Below are 22,464 nucleotides of genomic sequence, written 5' to 3' on the forward strand. Positions count from 1 at the left end.
AGGATTGATGATACATGTCTTATGAAGTTAAGGTTGACGCATTTAGCGGACCTCTTGATTTATTATTACATTTAATTCACCGCTTGGAAATTGATATTTATGATATTCCGATGGCGGAAATTACCGCGCAGTATATCGAACATATTCATGCGATGAAAGAATTAGAGCTAAATGAAGCAAGCGAATATTTAGTCATGGCAGCAACACTGCTCGCGATTAAAAGTCGTATGCTTTTACCGATTCACGAAGGGGAGTTAGAGGACGAAGAATTTGAACTCGACGCACCTGACCCACGTGAAGAATTAGTCGCACGTTTAATCGAATACAAGAAGTATAAAGAAGCGGCGCAGCAACTGCAAGTGTTAGAGGAGGAGCGTGCCCGTAGCTTTACACGTCCACCAACCGATTTATCACATTTAATGCCGTCTGAGCAGCTACAATTATTTGAGACGAATATTAATGTCTTTGATATGCTCGGCGCATTTCAAAAAATGATGCGACGTAAGCAATTGAAATCACCGCTAAAGACAACGGTGAAGCGCGCAGACTTTTCAATTAAGGAACAAATGCGGACGGTTATTACAACATTGCAAAGCTTTGGCGGACGTACGATGTTTTCAGAGCTATTCCCATATGACGATAAAACGGCACTTGTTGGCACATTTTTATCGATACTCGAGCTGATGAAGCGTCAAGTCATTGAAGTGGAGCAACAGCATAATTTTGACGATTTAACGGTAATGTTAGTAAAAGAGGAGTTTGAACTAAATGACGATACAGAGTAAAGTGGAAAGTTTATTATTTGTTGTTGGTGATGACGGTTTAACATTACAGCAACTTGCGCACATTACCGAAGTAGAAGAGCTGGAGTTAAAGGACGTACTCGCACAGCTACAACAGCAATTAGAGCAAGACGACACACGTGGTGTAACCTTAAAAGAGCTAGCGGGTACATATCAGCTCGTAACGAAACAATCAATGGCAGATACGATTCAAAAGCTCATCGAAAACCCACCGGCGCAGTCGATGTCACAAGCATCACTGGAAGTGTTAGCCATTGTTGCATACAAGCAGCCAATTACACGTGTAGAAGTGGAAGATTTACGTGGTGTGAAATGTGAGCGTCCAATTCAAACGCTTGTGTCAAAAGGGCTGATTCAAGAAGTGGGGCGTGTAGAAGGAACAGGGCGTGCCATTTTATATGGGACGACAAAGGAATTTTTAAATTTCTTCGGTTTAAATGATTTACGCGAATTGCCACCGTTACCGCAAGCAGAACAAGACGGTATCGACGGAGAGCAAGATTTATTCATGACGAAATTCCAAGAAGCCTTTGAAAAAGACGCAGAATAAGTTATACTAAAAGTTAGCTTATAAAGCGTGACACGATATATATACAAGCAAGGGCTGCACAAAAGGAGTTTGCTTTTGGCGCAGCCCTTTTATTGTGGTTCTATAAATAGCCGACTAGGCGAGCCGCTTTCATTCTAGTAGTATTTATGCCATAATCGGTGCTAGAAGAAGCAGGAAATTAATGAGGTGAAGAAGAATGGAAAGATTACAAAAAGTGATTGCATACGCAGGTGTTGCATCTCGTCGTAAAGCAGAAGAATTAATTTTAGAAGGTAAAGTAAAAGTAAACGGCAAAACGGTAACAGAGTTAGGAACAAAGGTGTCAAACTCAGACGTTGTTGAAGTAAATGGTGTGAAGTTAGAGAAGGAAGATAAAGTATACTTCTTACTATATAAACCACGTGGTTATATTTCAGCTGTAACGGATGATAAAGGTCGTCAAACAGTTGTTGATATTTTCGGTAAGCATGTTATTGAACGTATTTTCCCAGTTGGTCGTTTAGACTACGATACATCGGGCTTATTATTATTAACAAATGACGGTGAATTTGCGAACTTAATGACGCACCCGAAATTTAAAATTGATAAAACATATATTGCACGCGTAAAAGGTGTACCGGATAAAAAAGGGTTAATGGCGTTACAAAACGGTATTAAATTAGAAGATGGTAAAACAGCACCAGCGAAAGTAAGCATGACATCATTTGATGAAACAGCGAAAAAAGCGATTTGTGAAATTACGATTCATGAGGGACGTAACCGCCAAGTGCGTCGTATGTTCGAAGCAATTGGTACACCAGTCGTGAAATTAAAACGTGAACGCTTTGCATTTTTAGATTTAGGGAACTTAACACCAGGTGAGTATCGTCAATTAACAAAGCATGAAGTAAAACAATTACGCGTATTAGCTGAAACAGGTTCAATTGGGTAATTCTATTTAAAATGTTTGAAATTCGCTAGAAATACCTTCTTTTTGCTATAATCAAAGTACTGGATGAAACAGAAGGAAGTGATATTGTGGAGAAAAAGAAAAAAAGGCGTTTTACACGTGCGCTTATTTTGACGGTGTTAGCTGGTGCCATTTTATATAGCATCATTAGCAGTCAAGAAGGCGAGAAGCGTGAACTGCTCGCTGTTGGGGATGCCGCACCGAACTTTACGCTAGTCGATATGGATGGTGCGAGCCATACATTGTCTGATTACCGAGGGCAAGGGGTATTTTTGAATTTCTGGGGAACATGGTGTGAGCCATGTAAAAAAGAAATGCCTGCGATGAATCGCCAACATGCTATTTATGAGTCACAAGGTGTTCAAACGTTAGCAGTTAACATTGAGCAATCACCGTTTGAAGTACAAAAGTTTATGCAGCAATATGGTTTACAATTCCCCGTTGTTATTGATACGACAGGTGATGTCAAACAGGCATACAGCATTATTCCACTACCTACGACAGTTTTGATTAATCCAGAAGGAACAGTCACAAAAATCATTACGGGTGAAATGACTGAGCAGCAAATTGCGCAACATATGGAGTCGATTAAACCGACGGAACCAACTGCTCAGTTACACTAGCCGTGAAGGGGTTACAGGATATGGAGACGATTACGTGTGAGTGTGGTCACGTAAATCCATATGGCACACATTTATGTGCCATGTGTGGACGTCCTTTAAGCGATGAGGAGAAGCAACGAAAAATTGTCGATATGCGTTATGAGGGGTCAGCAGTTCGCTCGAAAACGTATAATGTGTCAATCGTTGATAAAATATGGAATTTTTTCTCAAGTGTTAAGGTCGGCGTGACGTTAATTGTGATTACATTAGTAGCTGCAGCAATCGGTACACTTTTGCCACAAACTTTTTATATTCCCGTGTCTGAAGCGGATGCTGCAGCGTATTATGAGCAAGTGTATGGTGAGTTCGGAAAAGTGTATTATGCATTAGGGCTATCGGACTTATATACGACTTGGTGGTTCCAAGTTATTGTCGGCTTACTCGGTATTTCGATTATTATTGCGAGTATTGACCGCGGTATTCCACTACATAAATCATTAACAAATCAACGTGTCAAGCGACATAAAAGCTTTATGAAGCGTCAGCGTATTATTGCAGAAGGGCCCGCTTCACCGCAAACACTTGCACAAGCAGAAGCGCAATTACAAAAAATGCGCTATCGTGTGCGCCGTGAAGATGGTGCGTTGTTAGCGGAAAAAAATCGCTTTTCCCGCTACGGGCCATATATTAACCATGTCGGCTTAATCATCTTTTTAGCAGCGATAATGATGCGTGTCATTCCCGGTGTTTATGTCGATGAGTCAATGTGGGCACGTGAAGGACAAATTACAGCGGTTCCAGGCATGGATGGCTATTATTTAGAAAATAAAGAGTTTATTTTAGAATTTCATGAAGGTCAAGAGCAAACAGATGCCATGATGGAGCAAGGTGTTAATACCGTTGCGAAAAACTTCCAAACAGATGTGGTGTTATATAAGCAACCAGAAGGCGCATTGCCAGGTGATACATCGAACTTAGAAGTTGTTCAGGAGTATTCGATTCGTGTCAATCATCCGTTAACAGAAAGCGGCTATTCATTATTTCAAATGGATTATCGCTTAAATGATGAGTTAAAAGAAATGACCTTTAACTTAACAAATAAAGCGACAAATGAATCGCTTGGTGCGATCACCATTGATTTATATAATCCTGAGCCGCAATATGTCATAGATGACGAAACACGCATTGAAATATTAGGGTATTATCCAAATTTCACAGGGTTTGAAGATGGCGAGCCACAAACAGGTTCACGTTTCCCGACAAATCCAGCATTTTTCTTTAAAATGTTTACACCAGAAACACCAGAAGGCGAAACAAGTTTTGTCGGCATTCAGCAAACCGTCGAATCAACGGGAAATAATGCGTATAAAATGGCGTTTGTTGATGCGCAGTTTACGGATATTTCGGGTTTAACGATTCGTAAAGACCGTACAATTCCACTATTATTCATTGGTGGCTTTATCTTTTTAGTAGGTGTCGCAATCGGTTCATATTGGCAGCATCGTCGTATGTGGATACAACAACAGCCAGACGGTACACTGCTCTTTGCGGCACATACAAATAAAAACTGGTTTAGTTTAAAAAAGGATGTAGATGCGGTACGTGAACATGCACAATTGCCGATATATATAGACCAACTAGCAGAGCAGGAGCAGTTACGTGACCAGGAAGGTGGACGAGGCGAATGACGATGTTACAACTAAGTGGATATTTATTATATGCAGCATTTATCGGTTACTTAATCGCCACGCTTTTATTTGGTGGTGCGATTAAAAAGTCTCCAGTAAAACAGCAGGCGAACCAATGGGAGAAGCTCGCTGTGAGTGTGACAGTGCTTGCATTTATTGCGAATATCGGCTATTTTATTTGTCGATGGATTGCGGTAAAGCATGCGCCGGTTAGCAATATGTTTGAATTCACAGCAGCTTTTGGGATGTTTATTGTCGGTGCGTTTTTAGTGATTTACTTTATGTATCGCGTACCGGCACTTGGCATTGTAGCATTGCCGATTGCGATTTTAGTGATTGGCTATGCCGCGATGTTTGACCGTGAAGTGTCGCCACTTGTGCCGTCACTTCAATCGCATTGGTTAACGATTCACGTCATTTGTGCAGCGATTGGCGAGTCGATTTTAGCGATTAGCGCTGTTGCGGGTCTTGTATATTTACTAAAAAATGTGGATACAACGAAACGTTCAAAATCGAGCTTTTGGCTAGAGAGTGTCATGTACAGTGTAATGATTGTCATTGGATTTGTGCTTGCGAGTGTGACGTTCTCTGTAATAGGGTACGAATCGAGCTTTGATTATGTTGATAAGGAAGGTCGCGACGCTGAAATTACATATACGATGCCTGCCATTTGGGGGATGAATGAGTATGTGCCACAGCAAGAAGATACCTTTACGCCACTTGCCGAAACACCACCTGTTATTAATGCGAAAAAATTAACAACAGTGACGTGGGCAATCTTATTTGGTACGGTGTTATATGGTCTTATTCGTGTAATCGCTCGACGCAGAATTTCGACGATGCTACAGCCATTATTTAAACGTGTCAATTCGGATTTAATGGATGAAATTGGCTACCGTGCTGTATTAATTGGCTATCCAATCTTTGTTCTGGGTGCACTTGTGTTTGCAATGATTTGGGCACATGAAGCATGGGGACGTTATTGGGGCTGGGACCCGAAAGAAGTATGGGCGCTCATTACGGCATTATTTTATACGGTGTTTTTACATTTACGTTTATCAAAAGGTTGGGAAGGCGAGAAATCTGCATGGCTTGCGGTGATTGGCTTTATTATTATTATGTTCAATCTTGTTGCCGTGAACTTAATTATTGCGGGTTTACATTCGTACGCTAGCTAAATGATATGAGAGAAGATGGTAGGAGAAACGATACATTTCTCCTACTACTTTTTTACTTTTAGTGCTACACCATATCGCGTACAAAATTTCGCTTTCTGTTTTACGATGATGTCTGCTGTTTTTATGGTGGAACATTAGCGATGGTTAGCTAAATTGCCCTGCTGTCCCGCGCACATTTTTTGATGAAAACGCCTATTTATCGGGTTTTGCCGCCCCTTTTCCTTTTCATTTATGGCAATACTATGTACAATATAAGATAGAGTAAGCATGAAAGGGGTATACCTTGTGTCAGAAAATATTACGATTTTAGTGGTAGATGACGAAGACCGTATTCGTCGTCTTTTAAAAATGTATTTAGAACGTGAAGGTTATCAAGTAGAAGAAGCTGAAAATGGTGAACAAGCATTGCAAAAAGCAATGGAGTTTGATTACCACTGTATTTTATTAGATATTATGATGCCTGGCAAAGATGGATTAGAAGTATGTGGCGAACTGCGTGAAAAGAAAACAACGCCAATTATTTTATTAACAGCTAAAGGTGAAGAAGCAAATCGCGTACAAGGATTTGAGCTTGGTGCGGACGATTACATCGTAAAGCCATTTAGCCCGCGTGAAGTGGTACTACGCGTAAAAGCAATTTTACGTCGTTCAGCAGCATTTGCACCGACTGTTAATACATCGTCGTCCAAAGACCTTGTTGTATTCCCACACTTAACAATTGACCATGATGCACACCGCGTAACAGCAGATGGTATTGAAGTGAATTTAACACCGAAAGAATACGAATTATTATATTTCTTAGCAAAATCGCCGGATAAAGTATTTGACCGTGAGCAGCTATTAAAAGAAGTGTGGCATTATGATTTCTTCGGTGATTTACGTACGGTTGACACACATGTTAAACGTTTACGTGAGAAATTAAATCGAGTTTCAGAAAACGCCGCGAAAATGATTGTAACGGTATGGGGCGTGGGCTATAAATTCGAGGTCGTGAATGAATAAAATATGGAGAAGCGTAGTCGGGAAGCTATGGGCAACCATATTGCTTCTCGTTTCGTTTATTCTATTCATTTTTACAGTGCTTATGTTGGAGTTTTTGGAAAATTACCATACCAACCAAGCGGAAAGTTCATTGCGTCAAACGGCGTCTGTTATTGCGCGCCTGCTCGATGAAAATGAACAACCAGACCAAACATTAGCGCTCGTAAAAGATATTTTATCAGAGCATACGAACGCACTCATTGCGACTGATAATACGAATATCGCGTTTGCTGTGCAAGAAGGGATTAATGGTGATGCGATTCAACAAGCCATTTTATCAAGCGAGAAATTTTCACGTATTTATGTGATGGATCAGCCGATTGTCAATGAATTAATTTTACCGTCAAACATTGAAGAAGATAAAATGGAAAATTACGTTGTGCTCGGTTTTCCAATTAATGCGGATGAAACATCGCACGGGGCAATCTTTATTTATCAGTCACCAGAGGCACTACGTGATGCAACAACACAAACAACTCGCATTGTCTTTATTTCTGCACTCATTGCATTCGTTTTAACGACATTCTTTGCGTTTTTCTTATCCAGTCGTATTACATTACCGCTGCGTCGTATGCGAGAGGCGGCGTTTGATATGGCGAAGGGGAAATTCGATGCGAAGGTCGAATATAACGGGCAAGATGAAATTGGCCAATTGGCGACAGCTTTTAACCAGATGGGGCGTCAAGTGCACCATCATTTAGAAGTGAATAATCAAGAGAAAGAACAGTTATCCAGCATTTTAACCTCAATGACGGATGCGGTTATTACATTTAATCGGGATAAAACGATTTTAGTAACGAATCCACTAGCTGAAAAACAACTACAAGAATGGTATGTACAAGAAGCGTATGATGCGTCAACGAACCATTTACCGCCTGAAATTTATCATATGCTCGACCATGTATTACATTTTGAGGACCATTTAGCTGAGCGTTTAGAAATTGGTGGGCGCTATTTAATTATTACGTTTAGTCCATTGTATAGCGGAGATGCGGTGCGCGGGGCACTTGCGGTTATTCGTGATAAAACGGAACAACATCGTTTAGAGAAGCTGCGTACTGATTTTGTATCGAATGTATCGCATGAACTACGCACGCCAATTGCGATGCTCCAAGGTTATTCAGAAGCGATTATTGACGGTGTAGTAGAAACTGACGAAGAAAAAGATGAAATGATTCGCATTATTTATGATGAATCACAACGTATGAACCGTCTCGTATCGGATTTATTAACACTTGCCCGTACAGAATCGGGGAAAATGCGTTTGTATAAAGATTTCGTACCGATAGCTTCTACATTTGAACGTATGACGTATAAATTTAGCCAAGTAGCACGCGAAAAAAACATTTATTTGCGTTATGTATGTGAATATACAGACAACTACTATATCGAAATGGATGAAGACCGTATTGAGCAAGTACTGACGAATTTAATTGATAATGCACTGCGTTATACACCAGAGCAAGGTACTGTACAAGTTGCGGTATTGCGTGATGCAGGTATAGCAAAAATAGAAGTACGTGATACGGGGCAAGGCATCCCGAAAGAAGATTTATCGTATGTTTTTGAGCGTTTTTATAAAGCGGATAAAGCACGTACGCGCGGTAAAGGTGGCACAGGCTTAGGGTTAGCCATTGCTAAAAATATCGTAGAAGGTCATAATGGCACGATTAAGGTCGAAAGCATTCAAAATATGGGCACGACGTTCTCGTTCACATTACCGATGAGCGAATAAGTAATAGAAAAATAGTACAACAAAAAGAAGCACTACCGTTTTACGGTATGCTTCTTTTTTGTTTGCATGTCACGCGAAGTTACAATTAAGTATTCTCCTTTATTTAAATATATGCTATAATATACGTAAATATCATGTTTTGTACTTATTTTCTTTTAAAGTATAGTGAATTTGTTGGTTTTTTTGAAACAAAGCTATTTACTTTGAAATTAGGATATGTATAATAGAGATATAACAAATTCATATTGATTCATCTTCGGGGCAGGGTGTAATTCCCGACCGGCGGTAATAAACGATGTAATCTCCGACCGTAATGGAGGACATTACAACAATCGTTTCGAGCCCGCGAGCCGAAATTTATTTCGTGCAGGATTTGGTGCAATTCCAAAGCCGACAGTATAGTCTGGATGGGAGAAGGTGAAGGTGCAGTCGTCTCAATGTTGATGCGCACAAGTACAGTGTTTGAAAAAACTGTTTATTTGTCTATGACAAAAATAGTGAAAAAACGCTTGTTTACGTGTACCTATTCTCCCTTATCAAGCAATTTGATAGGGGATTTTTTATGGCATTAACAGCGCAAGACGCACCTTTCTTCTAGCGAGATGATCAGCAAGAGGAGAGATGTAACGTGAGCAAGCAAAGTAAAAAACTTCGTTCATTCATTACAATCGGGATGTTAAGTAGTATTTCATTTATTTTAATGCTGTTAAATTTCCCATTACCGTGGTTCCCAGCATTTTTACAAATTGATTTTAGTGACGTACCAGCATTAGTTGCAACAATCATTATGGGGCCAGTCGCGGGCATTACTGTAGAACTTGTAAAAAACGTGTTAGATTGGATTTTCTCGGGCGCGCCAACAGGTGTACCAGTTGGGCAAATGGCAAACTTTGCAACGAGTATTTTATTCATTCTTCCAACGTATTTCGTATATAAAAAATTAAAATCATCATCAAAAGGTTTAGCAACAGGTTTAGTAGCAGGTACAATTTCAATGGCAGTTGGCATGAGTATTTTAAATTATGTAGCCTTTTTACCGATGTACACATATTTATTAGGTTGGGGTACATTTGATATGTACGAAACAATCGTATTAGGGATTTTACCATTTAACATTTTTAAAGGTGTCTTAATTATGGCAGTTATGTTATTACTGTATCGCACAATGCATAGCTGGATTGCACAGCAACGTAAAGTCTTTATGGCATAAATCGAAAGCTCATCTCCTTTAGGAGGTGGGCTTTTTTGTGTGCAAGTTTACTTTAGTGATGAAAAATAGCTATTCGTTAGTAATATTGACATAAAAAGAAAGCGTTTTCGCTAAAAGACGTTAATTTTATATCTAAAAGTGCGATAATTCCATTCGAAAATAGATATGTTATTTCTTCTAACATGGGGTTGCGGAAAGAACTTACATGATGGTAAAGTAATACATGTGAAGAGGAGGTAGTTAACATGAGCAGATTAGATAGAAAAGCGATTCCGCTGTTATCGATTAGCACTGTAATGAGAATTACCGATTTAACAGCACGACAAATTCGCTATTATGAAGAGCATAATTTGATTTCACCACAGCGAACAGAAGGCAATCGACGCATGTTTTCATTAAATGACATCGACGCATTACTGGAAGTACGAGAGCTGTTAGAACAAGGAATTAACATGGCTGGTGTTAAGTTAGTGTTTGACATGAAAGCGGAAGGGCAAACGCCTAAAAAGGTAGAGACATTAAAAATCTCTGACCAAGAACTACGTGCGATTTTGCGTGAAGAAATGCAAGCGCAAATGCTGCAACGAACATCAGGCTAATCATACATAAATAAGTCAGAATGTTCTGTAATATGATAACAACAATTAGGAGAGTGAAGGAACATGGGTAAGTACACAAAAGAGGATATTAAACAATTAGTACAAGATAAAAACGTAAAGTATATTCGTTTACAGTTTACGGATATTCTAGGTACGATTAAAAATGTTGAAATTCCAGTAAGCCAGTTAGACAAAGCGTTAGACAACAAAATGATGTTTGACGGTTCATCAATCGAAGGCTTCGTGCGTATCGAAGAGTCAGATATGTATTTACGTCCAGACTTAGACACATTCATGATCTTCCCTTGGACAGCTGAAAAAGGCAAAGTAGCACGTTTCATTTGTGATATTGCTCGCCCAGATGGTACGCCATTTGAGGGGGACCCTCGCTCAAACTTAAAACGAATTTTAAAAGAGATGGAAGCGTTAGGGTTCACAGACTTTAACTTAGGGCCTGAGCCAGAATTCTTCTTATTTAAACTAGATGAAAAAGGACAACCAACATTAGAATTAAATGATGATGGTGGTTACTTCGACTTAGCACCAACAGATTTAGGTGAAAACTGCCGCCGTGATATCGTATTAGAGCTTGAAGAAATGGGCTTTGAAATCGAAGCATCACACCATGAGGTAGCACCAGGTCAACACGAAATCGACTTCAAATATGCAAGTGCGATTGAAGCGTGTGACAATATCCAAACGTTCAAATTAGTTGTAAAAACAATTGCGCGTCAGCACGGTTTACACGCTACATTTATGCCAAAACCATTATTCGGCGTGAATGGTTCAGGGATGCACTTTAACTTATCACTATTCCAAGGCGATAAAAATGCGTTCTGGGATGAAGGGTCAGACTTACAATTATCTGACACAGCACGTCACTTCATGGCAGGTGTTTTAAAGCACGTACAAGGCTTTACAGCAGTGACAAACCCTACTGTTAACTCGTACAAGCGTTTAGTACCAGGTTACGAAGCACCATGTTACGTGGCATGGTCAGCACAAAACCGTTCACCATTAATTCGTATCCCAGCTTCTCGTGGCTTATCAACGCGTGTAGAGCTACGTTCAGTAGACCCATCTGCAAACCCATACTTAGCAATGGCTGTTATTTTAGCATCAGGCTTAGATGGTGTGAAAAATGAAATCGCACCGCCAGCACCAGTAGACCGCAACATTTATGTGATGAATGCGAAAGAACGTGCTGAAAATGGTATCGCGAATTTACCAGCATCACTTGAAGCGGCATTATATGCATTAGAAAGTGATGAAACGGTAAAAGCAGCGTTAGGCGAGCACATTTACTATAACTTCAAAGAAGCGAAAGAAATTGAGTTTGATATGTTCCGTACGGCAGTTCATGAGTGGGAACGCGACCAATATTTAAAAATGTTCTAATGACACAAAAAAAGGTTGGCGAATTTCGCCAACCTTTTTTAGCTGTATCGAGCCAGCATATTCGTAATGGTCTGTTGCATTTCAGCACGTAATGATGCAGGTTCTAACACTTCGATGTGATGCCCTTGTGATAACAACCACATTTGAATGCCACGACTAAACACTTCTGCGCTAAATATAAAATAGTCTTCTTTTTGTACGTACGTAGCGGTCGGTAAGCGGTCGAGTACAGCTTGTGGAGAAGCACCACTGAATTTGAATTTTAGATGGATAAGCTCACCACTATGCATGAACTGAACACGCTTGCGGAATTTGCCTTCTTCAAAGCGAGACGCATACGGCTGTGAAAAATTGCTATCTAACACTGTGAAATCCGTAATGCGATCAACGCGGAATGTAATCGGAATTTGTTTATCGGTTTCTTCTTGCTGTGCGTCATATGCGATAATATAGAAGTAATATTCTGAGAAAATAATACCAAGAGGCTTAATAATGCGACGAGAAGCTGTTTTATCATGTTCTTTTAAATAATACATCTCTACATATTGTGAATGATGGCTCGCATTGGCAAGTTCCCAGACAGTATTCATTAACCATTTGTTATGACGTACCGGTGTGTAGTGCTCTAATTCATTACTAGCTAATGCCCTTACTTTTTTGCGGTCCGTTACAATTGTCGTATCAATTAAAACATTTAAAATATGTTGTAATTCGTCTTTGCGAAATGCGCGCGAATCAAATAAAATTTTAGCTAATGAATAGGAAAATTCTCCTTTAAATGCTCGTTTGTAATGTGATAAATAATATGAATTATCACGTTTGTCATATGGTAGTTCGATATTGTCAAAGGCAAGAATTTCTCGCAAATCGGTAATATCTCGCTGGATAGTTTTAGGTGAAACGCCATAACGCTCTGCTTCATGTGATTTTTTTAGTCGTTCCCCGTCTAATAATCTCGAGTACATCGAAAGTAATCGTTGATTTTGACTTGTTTCCATAATTCTCCTCCTACAACGGTCTACCAGCAGTATATACTAGTGGAATGGACAAAAAATGACTATTTATACAAAAAAATATAGTAAATTGTGAATAGCCGATTATGATAATTTATTATAAGTGAAAAAAGGATTATTTTAAAGAGCTTAAATAGTAATATTAGATTATTTATTTAGTAGTATAAAAGTACTTTTAAAGAGGTTCGTGAAATGTCCATCACATAGCAGAGGAAAGGGGATAAAAAAACACCTACTATAGTAATAGTAGGTGGAAGTAATAAGTGCTATTAACCCATAATGTGATAGCCACTGTCAACATAAATTGTTTCGCCCGTAACGCCACGTGATAATGGTGATAGCATCACAAGTGTCATATCGGCAACTTCTTCTTGATTTGTGTTGCGACGAAGTGGGGCATTGTCTTCGATTTTATGCATAATGTCATTGAAGCTAGGGACACCCTTCGCTGCTAATGTACGAATCGCGCCTGCTGAGATAGCATTGACACGTACACCTTGTTCGCCAAGGTCATAGGCTAAATAACGCATAGCTGCCTCTAATGCTGCTTTTGCGACACCCATGACATTATAGCCTGGTAATACACGTTCAGCGCCTAAATAGCTCATTGTGACGATGCTCGCAGTTGGAGAGAAGTAAGGCTTGGCTGCTTTTGCGACAGCAATTAATGAATACGCACTTGTGTCCTGAGCAAATGCATAGCCTTCACGTGTTGTTTCAACAAATGCGTTGCGTAAATCTTCTGCATGGGCAAATGCAACCGAATGGACTACACCTTCTAATACAGGATACGTTTCGCCAATTGTGGTAAACGCTTGTTGAATACTTTCGTCACTGTTGACATCGCATTCCACTAAAGCAGTAGTAGCGTCTGGATACGCTGTTAATAGCTTTTCAATTTTGCCTTTCGAACGTTCTTTACGATATGTGAAAATAACGGTAGCACCTTCTTCTAATAAGCGCTTTGCGACACCCCACGCAATACTACGCTCATTGGCAACGCCCATCACGACATAATTTTTTCCGCTAATTTGTAAAACTGACATATAAACTAAACCCCTTTGTTGTATGTAGTATTAGTACCTGTTACTAATAATTAGTGTAACACGACTATTCTTATTCGACAAGCGTAAAAATAGAGGACAATTGGGTTGCTGTTACAATAGAAAAAGATAAGGGCGAAATACATTCACCACTTATCTTTTAAGTAATTATACGTTTTGTAATTCTTTATGGAAGTTTGTGCCGTCAGTTGTTGCAGCGATAATGCCTGCACGAATCACGAAGTCGCCGAAGTGTTCGCCTTCTTCACGTTCTTTTGCATAGCGCTGTAAAATTGGCGTTAGCTCTGCTAAAATTTCTGGCTCGCCAATATTTTCTTTGAACAGTTTATTTAAACGACTGCCATCATGCGCAGCTCCTAAGTATAAATTGTATTTACCAGGACCTTTTCCGATAAACCCGATTTCACCAAGTGCCGCACGTGAGCATCCATTTGGACAACCTGACATACGAATGATAATTTCTTTATCGGCAATACCTGACTCATCTAATACAACTTCTAACTTTTCAAGTAAAGATGGTAAGTAACGCTCTGCTTCAGCCATTGCTAAACCACAAGTAGGGAAGGATACACAAGCAATTGAACTACGACGCAGCGCAGAGTAATGCGCGCCATCTGTAATATTATACTGTTCAATTAATGCTTCGATTTTCTTTTTCTTTTGTGCGGTTACGTTCGCAATCACTAAGTTTTGGTTACCGGTCATACGGAATTCACCTGTATGAATTTTAGCGATTTCACGTAAGCCAGTTTTTAACGGATAGCCGTCAAAGTCTTTTACGCGACCACTTTGGATAAATAATGTGAAGTGCCATTTTTTATCTTCACCTTGTACCCAGCCGTAACGGTCGCCAGAGTGTTCAAATGTAAATTCGCGTGCTTCTTCTAACTCGTAACCAAGACGATTGTGTAACTCTTGTTTTACCGCATCTAATCCTAAGCGATCTACCGTATATTTGAAACGAGCATTTTTACGCTCTACACGGTTCCCGTTATCACGTTGAATCGTTAATAACTTTTCACAAACATCTACGACTCTATCTTTTGAGACATAACCAACGAAACGTCCAAGCTGTGGATACGTTGTGTCGTCCCCATGTGCCATACCCATACCGCCACCAGCAAGTACGTTAAAGCCTTTTAACTCATTGTCTTCAATAATCGCGATTAAGCCAATATCTTGTGAATATACATCGACATCATTTAGTGGTGGAATCGCCATACCGATTTTGAATTTACGTGGTAAATAAAGCTCCCCGTAAATTGGCTCCATTTCGCGGTCTGGTGTTGCTTCTACTTTTTCACCATCTAACCATAATTCATGGTAAGCGCGTGTTTTCGGTAATAAATGTTCACTAATAGCTGAAGCGATGTCATATGCTTCTTTGTGTAAGCTTGAGATAAATGGATTCGCATTACACATGACGTTACGGTTAACGTCACCACATGCTGCGATACAGTCAAGTAGCACATCATTAATTTCTTGCATGTATTTTTTGACATTCCATTTTAAAATGCCGTGTACTTGGAATGCTTGACGTGTCGTAATTTTTAATGAGCCATTGCCGTATTTGTCGCCCATTTCGTCCATCACAAGCCATTGTTTCGGTGTAGCGACGCCTCCCGGAGTTCGTACACGTACCATGAATTGGTAAGCAGGCTCTAATTTTTTCTTCGCGCGTTCTGTGCGGACATCACGATCATCTTGTAAGTAAGAACCGTGGAATTTCATTAAACGGTTATCATCGTCATTAATACCAGAACTAATTGGCTCTACCATTGATTCTGCTAATGTGCCGCGTAAGTAGTTACTTTCCGTTTTAATACGTTCAACGTCACTAAATGTGCCGCCTTGTGGTGCGATTGTAATTTTTTCAGTCATGCTTAAATCCCCCTCAATTAATACACGTCGCGTAAGTAACGCTCATCTTGTTGCAGTTGTTTAATATATGCCGATGCTTGTTCTTGTGATAAATTGCCTTGTGTTGCCACGATGTCAATTAACGTTTGTTCCACATCTTTTGCCATATGCTTTTCATCGCCACATACGTAAATATAGGCGCCGTTTTGAAGCCATTTGTATAATTCTTCTGCTTGCTCTTGCATGCGGTGCTGTACGTATACTTTTTGGTCGGTATCACGTGAGAATGCAACATGTAAGTTTGTTAATGTACCGTTTGCTAACCATGCTTGTAATTCTGTTTGGTATAAGAAGTCTGTTACGAAATGTTGTTCACCGAAGAATAACCAAGATTCACCTGTTGCGCCTGTTTCCTCGCGCTCTTGTAAGAACGAACGGAATGGGGCAATCCCTGTACCAGGACCAATCATAATGACTGGTTTATCTTCCGCAGGTAATTTGAAGTTCGGGTTTTTATGAACATATACATTTACTGTATCGCCAATTTCTAGTTGGTCCGCTACTTGTGTAGAGGCAACACCGAAACGCTCACGTCCGTATGCTTCATAACCAACACGTCCGATTGTTACATGTACTTCCTCGTCAACCGCTGATTGTGCGCTTGAAATAGAGTATAAGCGACCCGGAATCTTGCGTAGTAAGCTTACAAATTGCTCTTCTGTCCATGAGAATGGACCATAACTTTCTGCGATATCTAATAAGTCACGCCCATATACGAAGTCTTTTACCGATGTTTGTGTGACAATGTTTTGGAAATCACTATGTGTTGTAAATTCAGCGATTTTTTGTAATAAAGGTTTTGATAATACCGTAATTTCGTAATGGTTAATAAGCGCATCACGTAATGTTTGCGTCGTATCACCAGTAGGAACGGTTTTACTCGCATCGAACTTAAGTGTAGCGATTAATGCATCGACTAATTGTTCATTGTTTTTTGGTACAATGCCTAAGCTATCGCCTGGTTCATACGTAATACCAGAATTTTCAAGTGAAATTTCTAAGTGTGTCGTATGTTTATTTGAGCCTGTCATGTTTAAGTTGATTTTTTCAACGATTTCAGCTGCAAAAGGCTTGTTACGCGTATATTCCACTGCTGTTGCAGGTGATGAAGTCTCTTGTGACGAAGCAGCTGTCGTTTCTGTAGCAGTAGCTAATACTTGTTTCACATCTGTAAACCATTTTGCAGCAGGCTCTTCATAGTCAACATCGCATTCTACGATAGGGAGTAGTGCCTGTGCACCTAATTCTAAGAAGCGGTTGTTAAAGTCATGACCTGTTTTACAGTAAAATTCATACGATGTGTCACCAAGTGCTAATACAGCAAAGCGTACGTGATCAAGCTTTGGTGCGCGTTTTGAATATAAAAATTCATGGAAACCAAGGGCGTTATCAGGTGGCTCACCTTCTCCATTTGTGCTCGCCACAATTAACACATCTTCCACTTTCTTTAAATTGTTTGGCTTGAACTTTGCCATTGACGCTACTTCTACTTCTAAGCCTTGCGTTTGAAGCTCAGCACCGATATTTTGCGCAAGCTTTTGTGCGTTGCCTGTTTGAGAGGCGAATAATACAGTGACTGTACGTGTTTGTGGAGGCGCAGCAGGGGCCCCTACAGTCGGTGTGCTTCCAGCTTCAATCACTTCTTCAACGATAACATCTGACACGCTTGTTGCAGCTAAATAGCCATTTAACCAAACTTTTTGTGCGCTTGTTAGTTTAGGGAGTAACTCATTTAATAGTTTGACTTGTTCCTCGTTAAAAGGACTGTTAATTACTTGTAATTTCACTAATTCCACCTCGTAGAACGTTTGTTATTTCAAACGAATTTTTTCATTCTTTTCGATTTGTACAATGTAATTATCTTGCACCACTAATGTAACTGAACCATATTGAAGGTCACGCAAGAGTTTGCGCAAATTTTCAATCGTAGCTTCATGATTCTCTTTGCGCTTATCCATGCGCCACACGCTCCTTTATTGTTCGAATTTGCTGTAGTGTTTGCTCTGCACGTTCTGCGAGTACCGCTTGGACGTTTTTATCGTAACCGAGTGGGGCACAGAGTGTAACCGGTGCAGTTGTAAACTGTAGGCTTGCGATTGTTTTTTCAATGTGTTGCTGTAGTAAGCCACTAAATAGTAAATACGGAATAATATAAATCGGTGTACGGTCGTTTGATTGCTGTATGTGCTGGAGTGTGTCTTCAAATGTCGGACCAACGCCATACAAAAAGCAAACATCGACAGGGCGCTGAATACGCGCTGAAAAATGTTGAGCAATTATTGTTAAATCTTGCTTCGGTGTTGGGTCACTGCTACCACGACCAATCAAATAAATATGGGCATCTTCTTCCACAGAGTGCGCAAACAGACGGTCATGTAAGCTATCAAGCAGTTTGTCGTGCATACCAAACGGTTTTCCCAAGGTGAACTGTACGTGAGGGAATAATTGTTGTGCTTTTGCTAAGTCTTCAGGGATATCGATTTTGGCATGATTGGCAGTGAGTAATAAAATGGGCACGACAGCAATCGTTGTGGCACCTTGTTCGACGCAACGACGAACACCATCAACAATGTCAGGCTGCGCTAATTCTAAAAAGCAAATTTCCTGAATGTTAGTACGAACGTTTTGTTTGACGAACTCGATGAATTGAATCGCTTCGTCAACACCTTGTTGGACGCGTGTACCATGCGCGACGTATAAAACTGCTTCCATGTTTAACACCTTCTTATACTGAAATTCCTTGAACGCTTGCTTCTTGTGCTAGCTTTTGTTCGAACCATTGGATTTTGTCGCGTACTTGAACGACATCACCAACGATAATCATACTCGGGTTTTGAATTTGTGCTTCTGCAACAATAGTGACAATAGTCTCTAATGTACCAGTAACGGTTTGTTGATTATGTGATGTGCCCCAGTGAATAAGAGCTACAGGTGTCGAAGCGGCTTTACCATGTGTCATCAGCTGCTGCGTAATGTATGGTAAATTACCAACACCCATATAAATCGCTAATGTATCAACGCCTTGTGCTAAATTACTCCATTTAATGGCGTCATCTTTTCCTTCACGCATATGGCCGGTCACAATCGCAAAGCTTGATGCATAATCGCGGTGTGTAACGGGAATGCCTGCATATGCAGGTGCTGCGATACCAGATGTAATGCCTGGTACGATTTCAAATGGAATATTTGCCTCGGCTAATACTTCCGCTTCTTCCGCACCACGACCAAATACGAATGGGTCGCCACCTTTTAAGCGTGTAACTATTTTGCCACGTTTCGCATATTGCACTAACAATGTGTGAATGCGGTCTTGAATAACGCCGTGATAATTTGGTAATTTTCCGACAAAGATTAGCTCCGCACTTGGTTTTGCGTGTGACAATAACTCTTTATTAATTAAACGATCATATAGAATAACATCAGCCTGTTGAATGCATTTAAGTCCTTTAACCGTAATGAGATCAACATCGCCAGGGCCGGCGCCTACAATATATACTTTACTCATGTGAAATCCCCCTCTGTATGTCAGTAAGTTGTTTCTGTGAATTACGGTTTGACTTAACGTGCATAAAACCATATGTATTCACTGCCTCTATCCTGAATAGTCAGCAATTAAAATTTTTTTGTTCTGATTTATCTAACAATTTAGGATAGTCATATAATAATAATTAAAAACATATAAGTCAACTAGGAATTTAAGGTTTTTGGAATTTAATGAGGAAGCGAAAGAGGAGAAAGTCTGTTAAACTAAGGTTTTAGCACCTATACGCTATATATTTACGTGAAAATAAATTTCAGAACATGTAAAATGAAAAAAGAAAAAGCATGAGCGTCACTAGGAAATGCGCTCATGCTTTATGTGTACGAATTATTCGAATTTTAATGCGTCGCCGTCAAATGTTTCGTCAGCAACTTTAATTGAATCTGTTGGACAACCTTCGAATGCATCTTGCATATCTTCTAGTAAGTCCTCATCAATTGCACAAGTACCCATGTTATCATCTAAAATTACGAACGCGATGCCCTCATCATCGTAATCATAAATGTCTGGAGCTGCTGCGCCACAAGCGCCACAAGCGATACATGTATCTTTATCTACGATTGTATATTTAGCCATTTGTAATCTCTCCTTAAATAAATGTCTTTCCAAAAGCTACTACCTTATTCTAAAGCTCAAACGAGGACTTTTCAATAAAAACACTTAAAACGGGGGAATTAAGTTTGAAACTGGAAGAACTTCTATTATATTTATGTCACTTATTTCGAGAGGAACGTACCGTATCTGCACCGTATCATTTGTTAAAAGGAAAAAAGTCTGGACAAACGATTCAAGATGTTGGCTTATTTTCGCTCTATCCGTACTTTGGTATTTTGCCGAAATTACAGCGTGCGACATATGACCGTGCGATACAGCAATTAATCGACCAACAAATGCTCGTTGTTCAACCAGATGGCTATTATCAAATTTTACACATGCCAGAGCAGTTGCAAACGAATATTTTATATTTTGATGGATGGCATTATCGTGGAAACGAAACGATTTTTTTTGCGCGTGTATCGTTAGCTGTACAAACACTATCACAGCAACAAGCAGGTGATATGCGGTTTATCCCGCTTCAAAAAGATGACTATGTACAGCGGTTTGTCCGTGATTTTTTAACATGGGCGCAATATAGTAGCGGTGTCGTAGGGACAGCGTTAAAAGATGAACTGACTGTCATCTGTGAGCATTTAACACCTGAACGAGCACAGCTGCTGCTGCAGCGCTTAGCTGGTGCATCAATAAGTGGTTACTCGTGGGCACAGCTAGCACAATACCGTAATGAAAGCCCGTTAGAGACACAGTTAGCCTTTACAAGTGTACTGCATGAATGTTTAGCCTTAATTGCAACGCTGCATGTACCATTATTACAAGCGCTAGCACAAAATATTCGCATGACCGAGGTCGTTACTTCTTCGGCTGCACAAACTGCCAATTATTTTTATGCGGGTGATACGATTGAGCAAATTGCAGCGAAAAGACGCTTGAAAACGAGCACAATTGAAGACCATTTAATTGAGATGGCAATGAATGATGTGAATTTTCCATTTGAACAATTTGTGAGCGAGGATGAGCGAGCGTCTGTATTAGCACTTGCTGACCAATTACAAACGAAAAAACTACGTCAATTAAAAGAGCATGTACCGCAGCTTAGTTATTTTCAGCTGCGCCTTATTTTAGCGAAAGGGGGAAAAGCGTAATGTTAGAAGCAGCATTACGACAGTATTTTGGGTATCAGCATTTTCGAGAAGGACAGCAAGATGTCATTGAAGCGGTGATGCGCGGTGAAGATGTCATTGCGGTGTTGCCAACAGGGACAGGAAAATCGCTTTGTTATCAACTGCCGACAAAATTACTTCCTCATGCGACATTAATTATTTCACCACTCTTGTCACTGATGCAAGACCAAGTAGACCAATTGAAGCGTTTTGGTGAAAAACGCGTCATTGCCCTAAATTCCTTTTTAAATCGAGGCGAAAAGCAGGAAGTCCTACAGAAGCTTGGGCAATATGAATATATTTTCACATCGCCAGAGATGCTTCAACAGCCACATGTACAGCAAGCGTTACAACACGTAAAATTATCATTAATCGTTGTCGATGAAGCGCATTGTTTATCGCAATGGGGATTTGACTTTCGACCGGATTATTTACAGCTAGCATCAGTGTTTGATTCGTTAGCACGACCGGGTATACTAGCATTATCTGCAACGGCTACAACGCAAGTTTTAGTGGATATTAAACAATATTTGCAAATGCGTAGTCCACATGAATGTATTCATTCTGTCGACCGACCAGCTATTCGCTTAATGCGTGAACGTTTTGAAACAGCAGAGCAAAAATTAGCATGGGCATTTGATTATATTCGACAAGCGCAAGGAGCGGGTATTTTTTATACACAATCTCGTGCTAAATGTGAACAATATGCTGCGGTATTAGTTGAGCAAGGAGTACGCATTGCGTATTATCATGGTGGTATGGAGCTGTACGACCGACAGTTAATCCAACAGCAGTTTTTACAAGGACAGCTGGACTGGATTGTTGCAACGAACGCGTTTGGTATGGGTGTCCATAAAGATAATATTCGGCATATTATGCATGAAACATTGCCACAAACAATGGCAAACTATATGCAAGAAATCGGACGGGCAGGGCGAGACGGGCAGCCAGCAATCGCCGTATTATTATATGCACAAGGAGACGAGGAGCGCGTGCATTATATCGCGACAGAAGACTTACCACAAGATGCTCATGTTGATGCGTATGATGCACATCGACAAGGAGACGTTACACAGCTTGTCACAAATGGTTGGATGACCGAGACACAGTTTCGTGTGCTTCATTACTGGATGCAACAATTTTCCAACATAGAAATGAAACATTTTATCGGGCAACTACGTCTACAGAAGCGAGAGCAAATTATGGCGATGCAAAAAATGGTCGATGAGCAGAGTTGCTTACGACAAGTAATCTTGCACTATTTTGGTCAAACGTTACAAACGACGATTGAACAATGTTGTTCAAATTGTGGGGCTACGTACCAATTGCCAGCGTTTGAAGAGCCAGTAGTAGGGCTTACAATTGATGCATCGTGGCAAAAACGTTTATTGGCAATTTTTCCACAATAATGCATGGATTAACATTTACAATTTTAACGAAATTCGTCATAATGAA

At 40.1% G+C, this 22,464-nt stretch carries 21 protein-coding genes and 1 riboswitch; of the genes, 13 read left to right on the forward strand and 8 right to left on the reverse strand.

From position 1 onward, the window contains the following. Positions 1–14: 14 nt before the first annotated feature. The 11 genes from A6M13_RS05405 to glnA all read left to right on the forward strand — a co-directional run bounded on the left by A6M13_RS05405 (position 15) and on the right by glnA (position 11,753). Complete coding sequence (locus A6M13_RS05405; protein ID WP_066543567.1) at positions 15–785, forward strand: segregation/condensation protein A; 771 nt, start codon at positions 15–17, stop codon at positions 783–785. Then, positions 769–1,353, forward strand: coding sequence for an SMC-Scp complex subunit ScpB (gene scpB / locus A6M13_RS05410; RefSeq protein WP_066543570.1), 585 nt, complete (start codon positions 769–771; stop codon positions 1,351–1,353). The genes A6M13_RS05405 and scpB overlap by 17 nt, the downstream gene beginning before the upstream one ends. A 196-nt stretch (positions 1,354–1,549) precedes the next feature. Next, entirely contained in the window at positions 1,550–2,284 is a 735-nt protein-coding gene (locus A6M13_RS05415; RefSeq protein ID WP_066543573.1) for a pseudouridine synthase, read from the forward strand. 86 nt (positions 2,285–2,370) lie between these two features. Further along, positions 2,371–2,925: a thiol-disulfide oxidoreductase ResA gene (resA, locus tag A6M13_RS05420; RefSeq protein ID WP_066543575.1), complete on the forward strand. Its 555-nt coding sequence runs from the start codon at positions 2,371–2,373 to the stop codon at positions 2,923–2,925. Between the two features lie 20 nt (positions 2,926–2,945). Continuing rightward, positions 2,946–4,592, forward strand: a complete 1,647-nt coding sequence (gene resB / locus A6M13_RS05425) for a cytochrome c biogenesis protein ResB (protein WP_066543576.1) — start codon at positions 2,946–2,948, stop codon at positions 4,590–4,592. Continuing rightward, positions 4,589–5,770 carry a c-type cytochrome biogenesis protein CcsB gene (gene ccsB / locus A6M13_RS05430; RefSeq protein ID WP_066543577.1) on the forward strand — a complete coding sequence of 394 codons (1,182 nt, stop codon included), beginning with the start codon at positions 4,589–4,591 and terminating at the stop codon, positions 5,768–5,770. The genes resB and ccsB overlap by 4 nt, the downstream gene beginning before the upstream one ends. A gap of 285 nt (positions 5,771–6,055) precedes the next feature. After that, the gene (locus tag A6M13_RS05435) at positions 6,056–6,772 is read left to right on the forward strand and encodes a response regulator transcription factor (RefSeq protein ID WP_066543578.1); all 717 of its coding nucleotides are present in this window, start codon (positions 6,056–6,058) and stop codon (positions 6,770–6,772) included. Further along, on the forward strand, positions 6,765–8,546 hold the full coding sequence (locus tag A6M13_RS05440) for an ATP-binding protein (protein WP_066543582.1): 1,782 nt from the start codon (positions 6,765–6,767) through the stop codon (positions 8,544–8,546). Before A6M13_RS05435 ends, A6M13_RS05440 begins: the two co-directional genes overlap by 8 nt. A 248-nt stretch (positions 8,547–8,794) precedes the next feature. Continuing rightward, a riboswitch (FMN riboswitch) is annotated at positions 8,795–8,969 on the forward strand. 205 nt (positions 8,970–9,174) lie between these two features. Next, positions 9,175–9,756: an ECF transporter S component gene (locus tag A6M13_RS05445; protein ID WP_083998229.1), complete on the forward strand. Its 582-nt coding sequence runs from the start codon at positions 9,175–9,177 to the stop codon at positions 9,754–9,756. Positions 9,757–10,001: 245 nt separating this feature from the next. Continuing rightward, a complete protein-coding gene (locus A6M13_RS05450; RefSeq protein WP_066543585.1) occupies positions 10,002–10,355 on the forward strand; it encodes a MerR family transcriptional regulator in 354 nt (117 codons plus the stop codon). A gap of 63 nt (positions 10,356–10,418) precedes the next feature. Beyond that, entirely contained in the window at positions 10,419–11,753 is a 1,335-nt protein-coding gene (glnA, locus tag A6M13_RS05455) for a type I glutamate--ammonia ligase (protein ID WP_066543587.1), read from the forward strand. Positions 11,754–11,791: 38 nt separating this feature from the next. Here glnA and A6M13_RS05460 read toward each other — a convergent pair whose 3' ends face one another. The 8 genes from A6M13_RS05460 to A6M13_RS05490 form a co-directional block, all read right to left on the reverse strand. Further along, a complete protein-coding gene (locus tag A6M13_RS05460) occupies positions 11,792–12,751 on the reverse strand; it encodes a helix-turn-helix transcriptional regulator (protein WP_066543589.1) in 960 nt (319 codons plus the stop codon). 284 nt (positions 12,752–13,035) lie between these two features. Further along, on the reverse strand, positions 13,036–13,812 hold the full coding sequence (locus A6M13_RS05465; protein WP_066543595.1) for an enoyl-ACP reductase FabI: 777 nt from the start codon (positions 13,810–13,812) through the stop codon (positions 13,036–13,038). A 165-nt stretch (positions 13,813–13,977) separates the two neighbouring features. Next, a complete protein-coding gene (gene cysI, locus A6M13_RS05470) occupies positions 13,978–15,711 on the reverse strand; it encodes an assimilatory sulfite reductase (NADPH) hemoprotein subunit (protein ID WP_066543597.1) in 1,734 nt (577 codons plus the stop codon). A gap of 17 nt (positions 15,712–15,728) precedes the next feature. After that, positions 15,729–17,537 (reverse strand): assimilatory sulfite reductase (NADPH) flavoprotein subunit, encoded by a 1,809-nt coding sequence (locus A6M13_RS05475; protein ID WP_066543599.1) that lies wholly within the window; start codon positions 17,535–17,537, stop codon positions 15,729–15,731. Between the two features lie 24 nt (positions 17,538–17,561). Continuing rightward, positions 17,562–17,708, reverse strand: coding sequence for a YezD family protein (locus tag A6M13_RS15985; protein WP_083998230.1), 147 nt, complete (start codon positions 17,706–17,708; stop codon positions 17,562–17,564). Beyond that, complete coding sequence (locus tag A6M13_RS05480; RefSeq protein ID WP_066543606.1) at positions 17,701–18,462, reverse strand: sirohydrochlorin chelatase; 762 nt, start codon at positions 18,460–18,462, stop codon at positions 17,701–17,703. Before A6M13_RS05480 ends, A6M13_RS15985 begins: the two co-directional genes overlap by 8 nt. Positions 18,463–18,475: 13 nt before the next feature. Continuing rightward, complete coding sequence (gene cobA, locus A6M13_RS05485) at positions 18,476–19,255, reverse strand: uroporphyrinogen-III C-methyltransferase (protein WP_066543608.1); 780 nt, start codon at positions 19,253–19,255, stop codon at positions 18,476–18,478. Positions 19,256–19,618: 363 nt separating this feature from the next. Next, positions 19,619–19,867 (reverse strand): ferredoxin, encoded by a 249-nt coding sequence (locus tag A6M13_RS05490; RefSeq protein WP_066543610.1) that lies wholly within the window; start codon positions 19,865–19,867, stop codon positions 19,619–19,621. Positions 19,868–19,971: 104 nt separating this feature from the next. On the opposite strand from A6M13_RS05490, the gene A6M13_RS05495 reads away from it, so the two are divergent. Further along, on the forward strand, positions 19,972–20,991 hold the full coding sequence (locus A6M13_RS05495) for a YpbB family protein (RefSeq protein ID WP_066543612.1): 1,020 nt from the start codon (positions 19,972–19,974) through the stop codon (positions 20,989–20,991). Continuing rightward, positions 20,991–22,418 carry a RecQ family ATP-dependent DNA helicase gene (locus A6M13_RS05500; protein WP_066543614.1) on the forward strand — a complete coding sequence of 476 codons (1,428 nt, stop codon included), beginning with the start codon at positions 20,991–20,993 and terminating at the stop codon, positions 22,416–22,418. Before A6M13_RS05495 ends, A6M13_RS05500 begins: the two co-directional genes overlap by 1 nt. The last annotated feature ends 46 nt before the right edge of the window (positions 22,419–22,464 follow it).

Source organism: Caryophanon tenue, from assembly GCF_001700315.1.
Taxonomy (GTDB): Bacteria; Bacillota; Bacilli; order Bacillales_A; family Planococcaceae; genus Caryophanon; species Caryophanon tenue.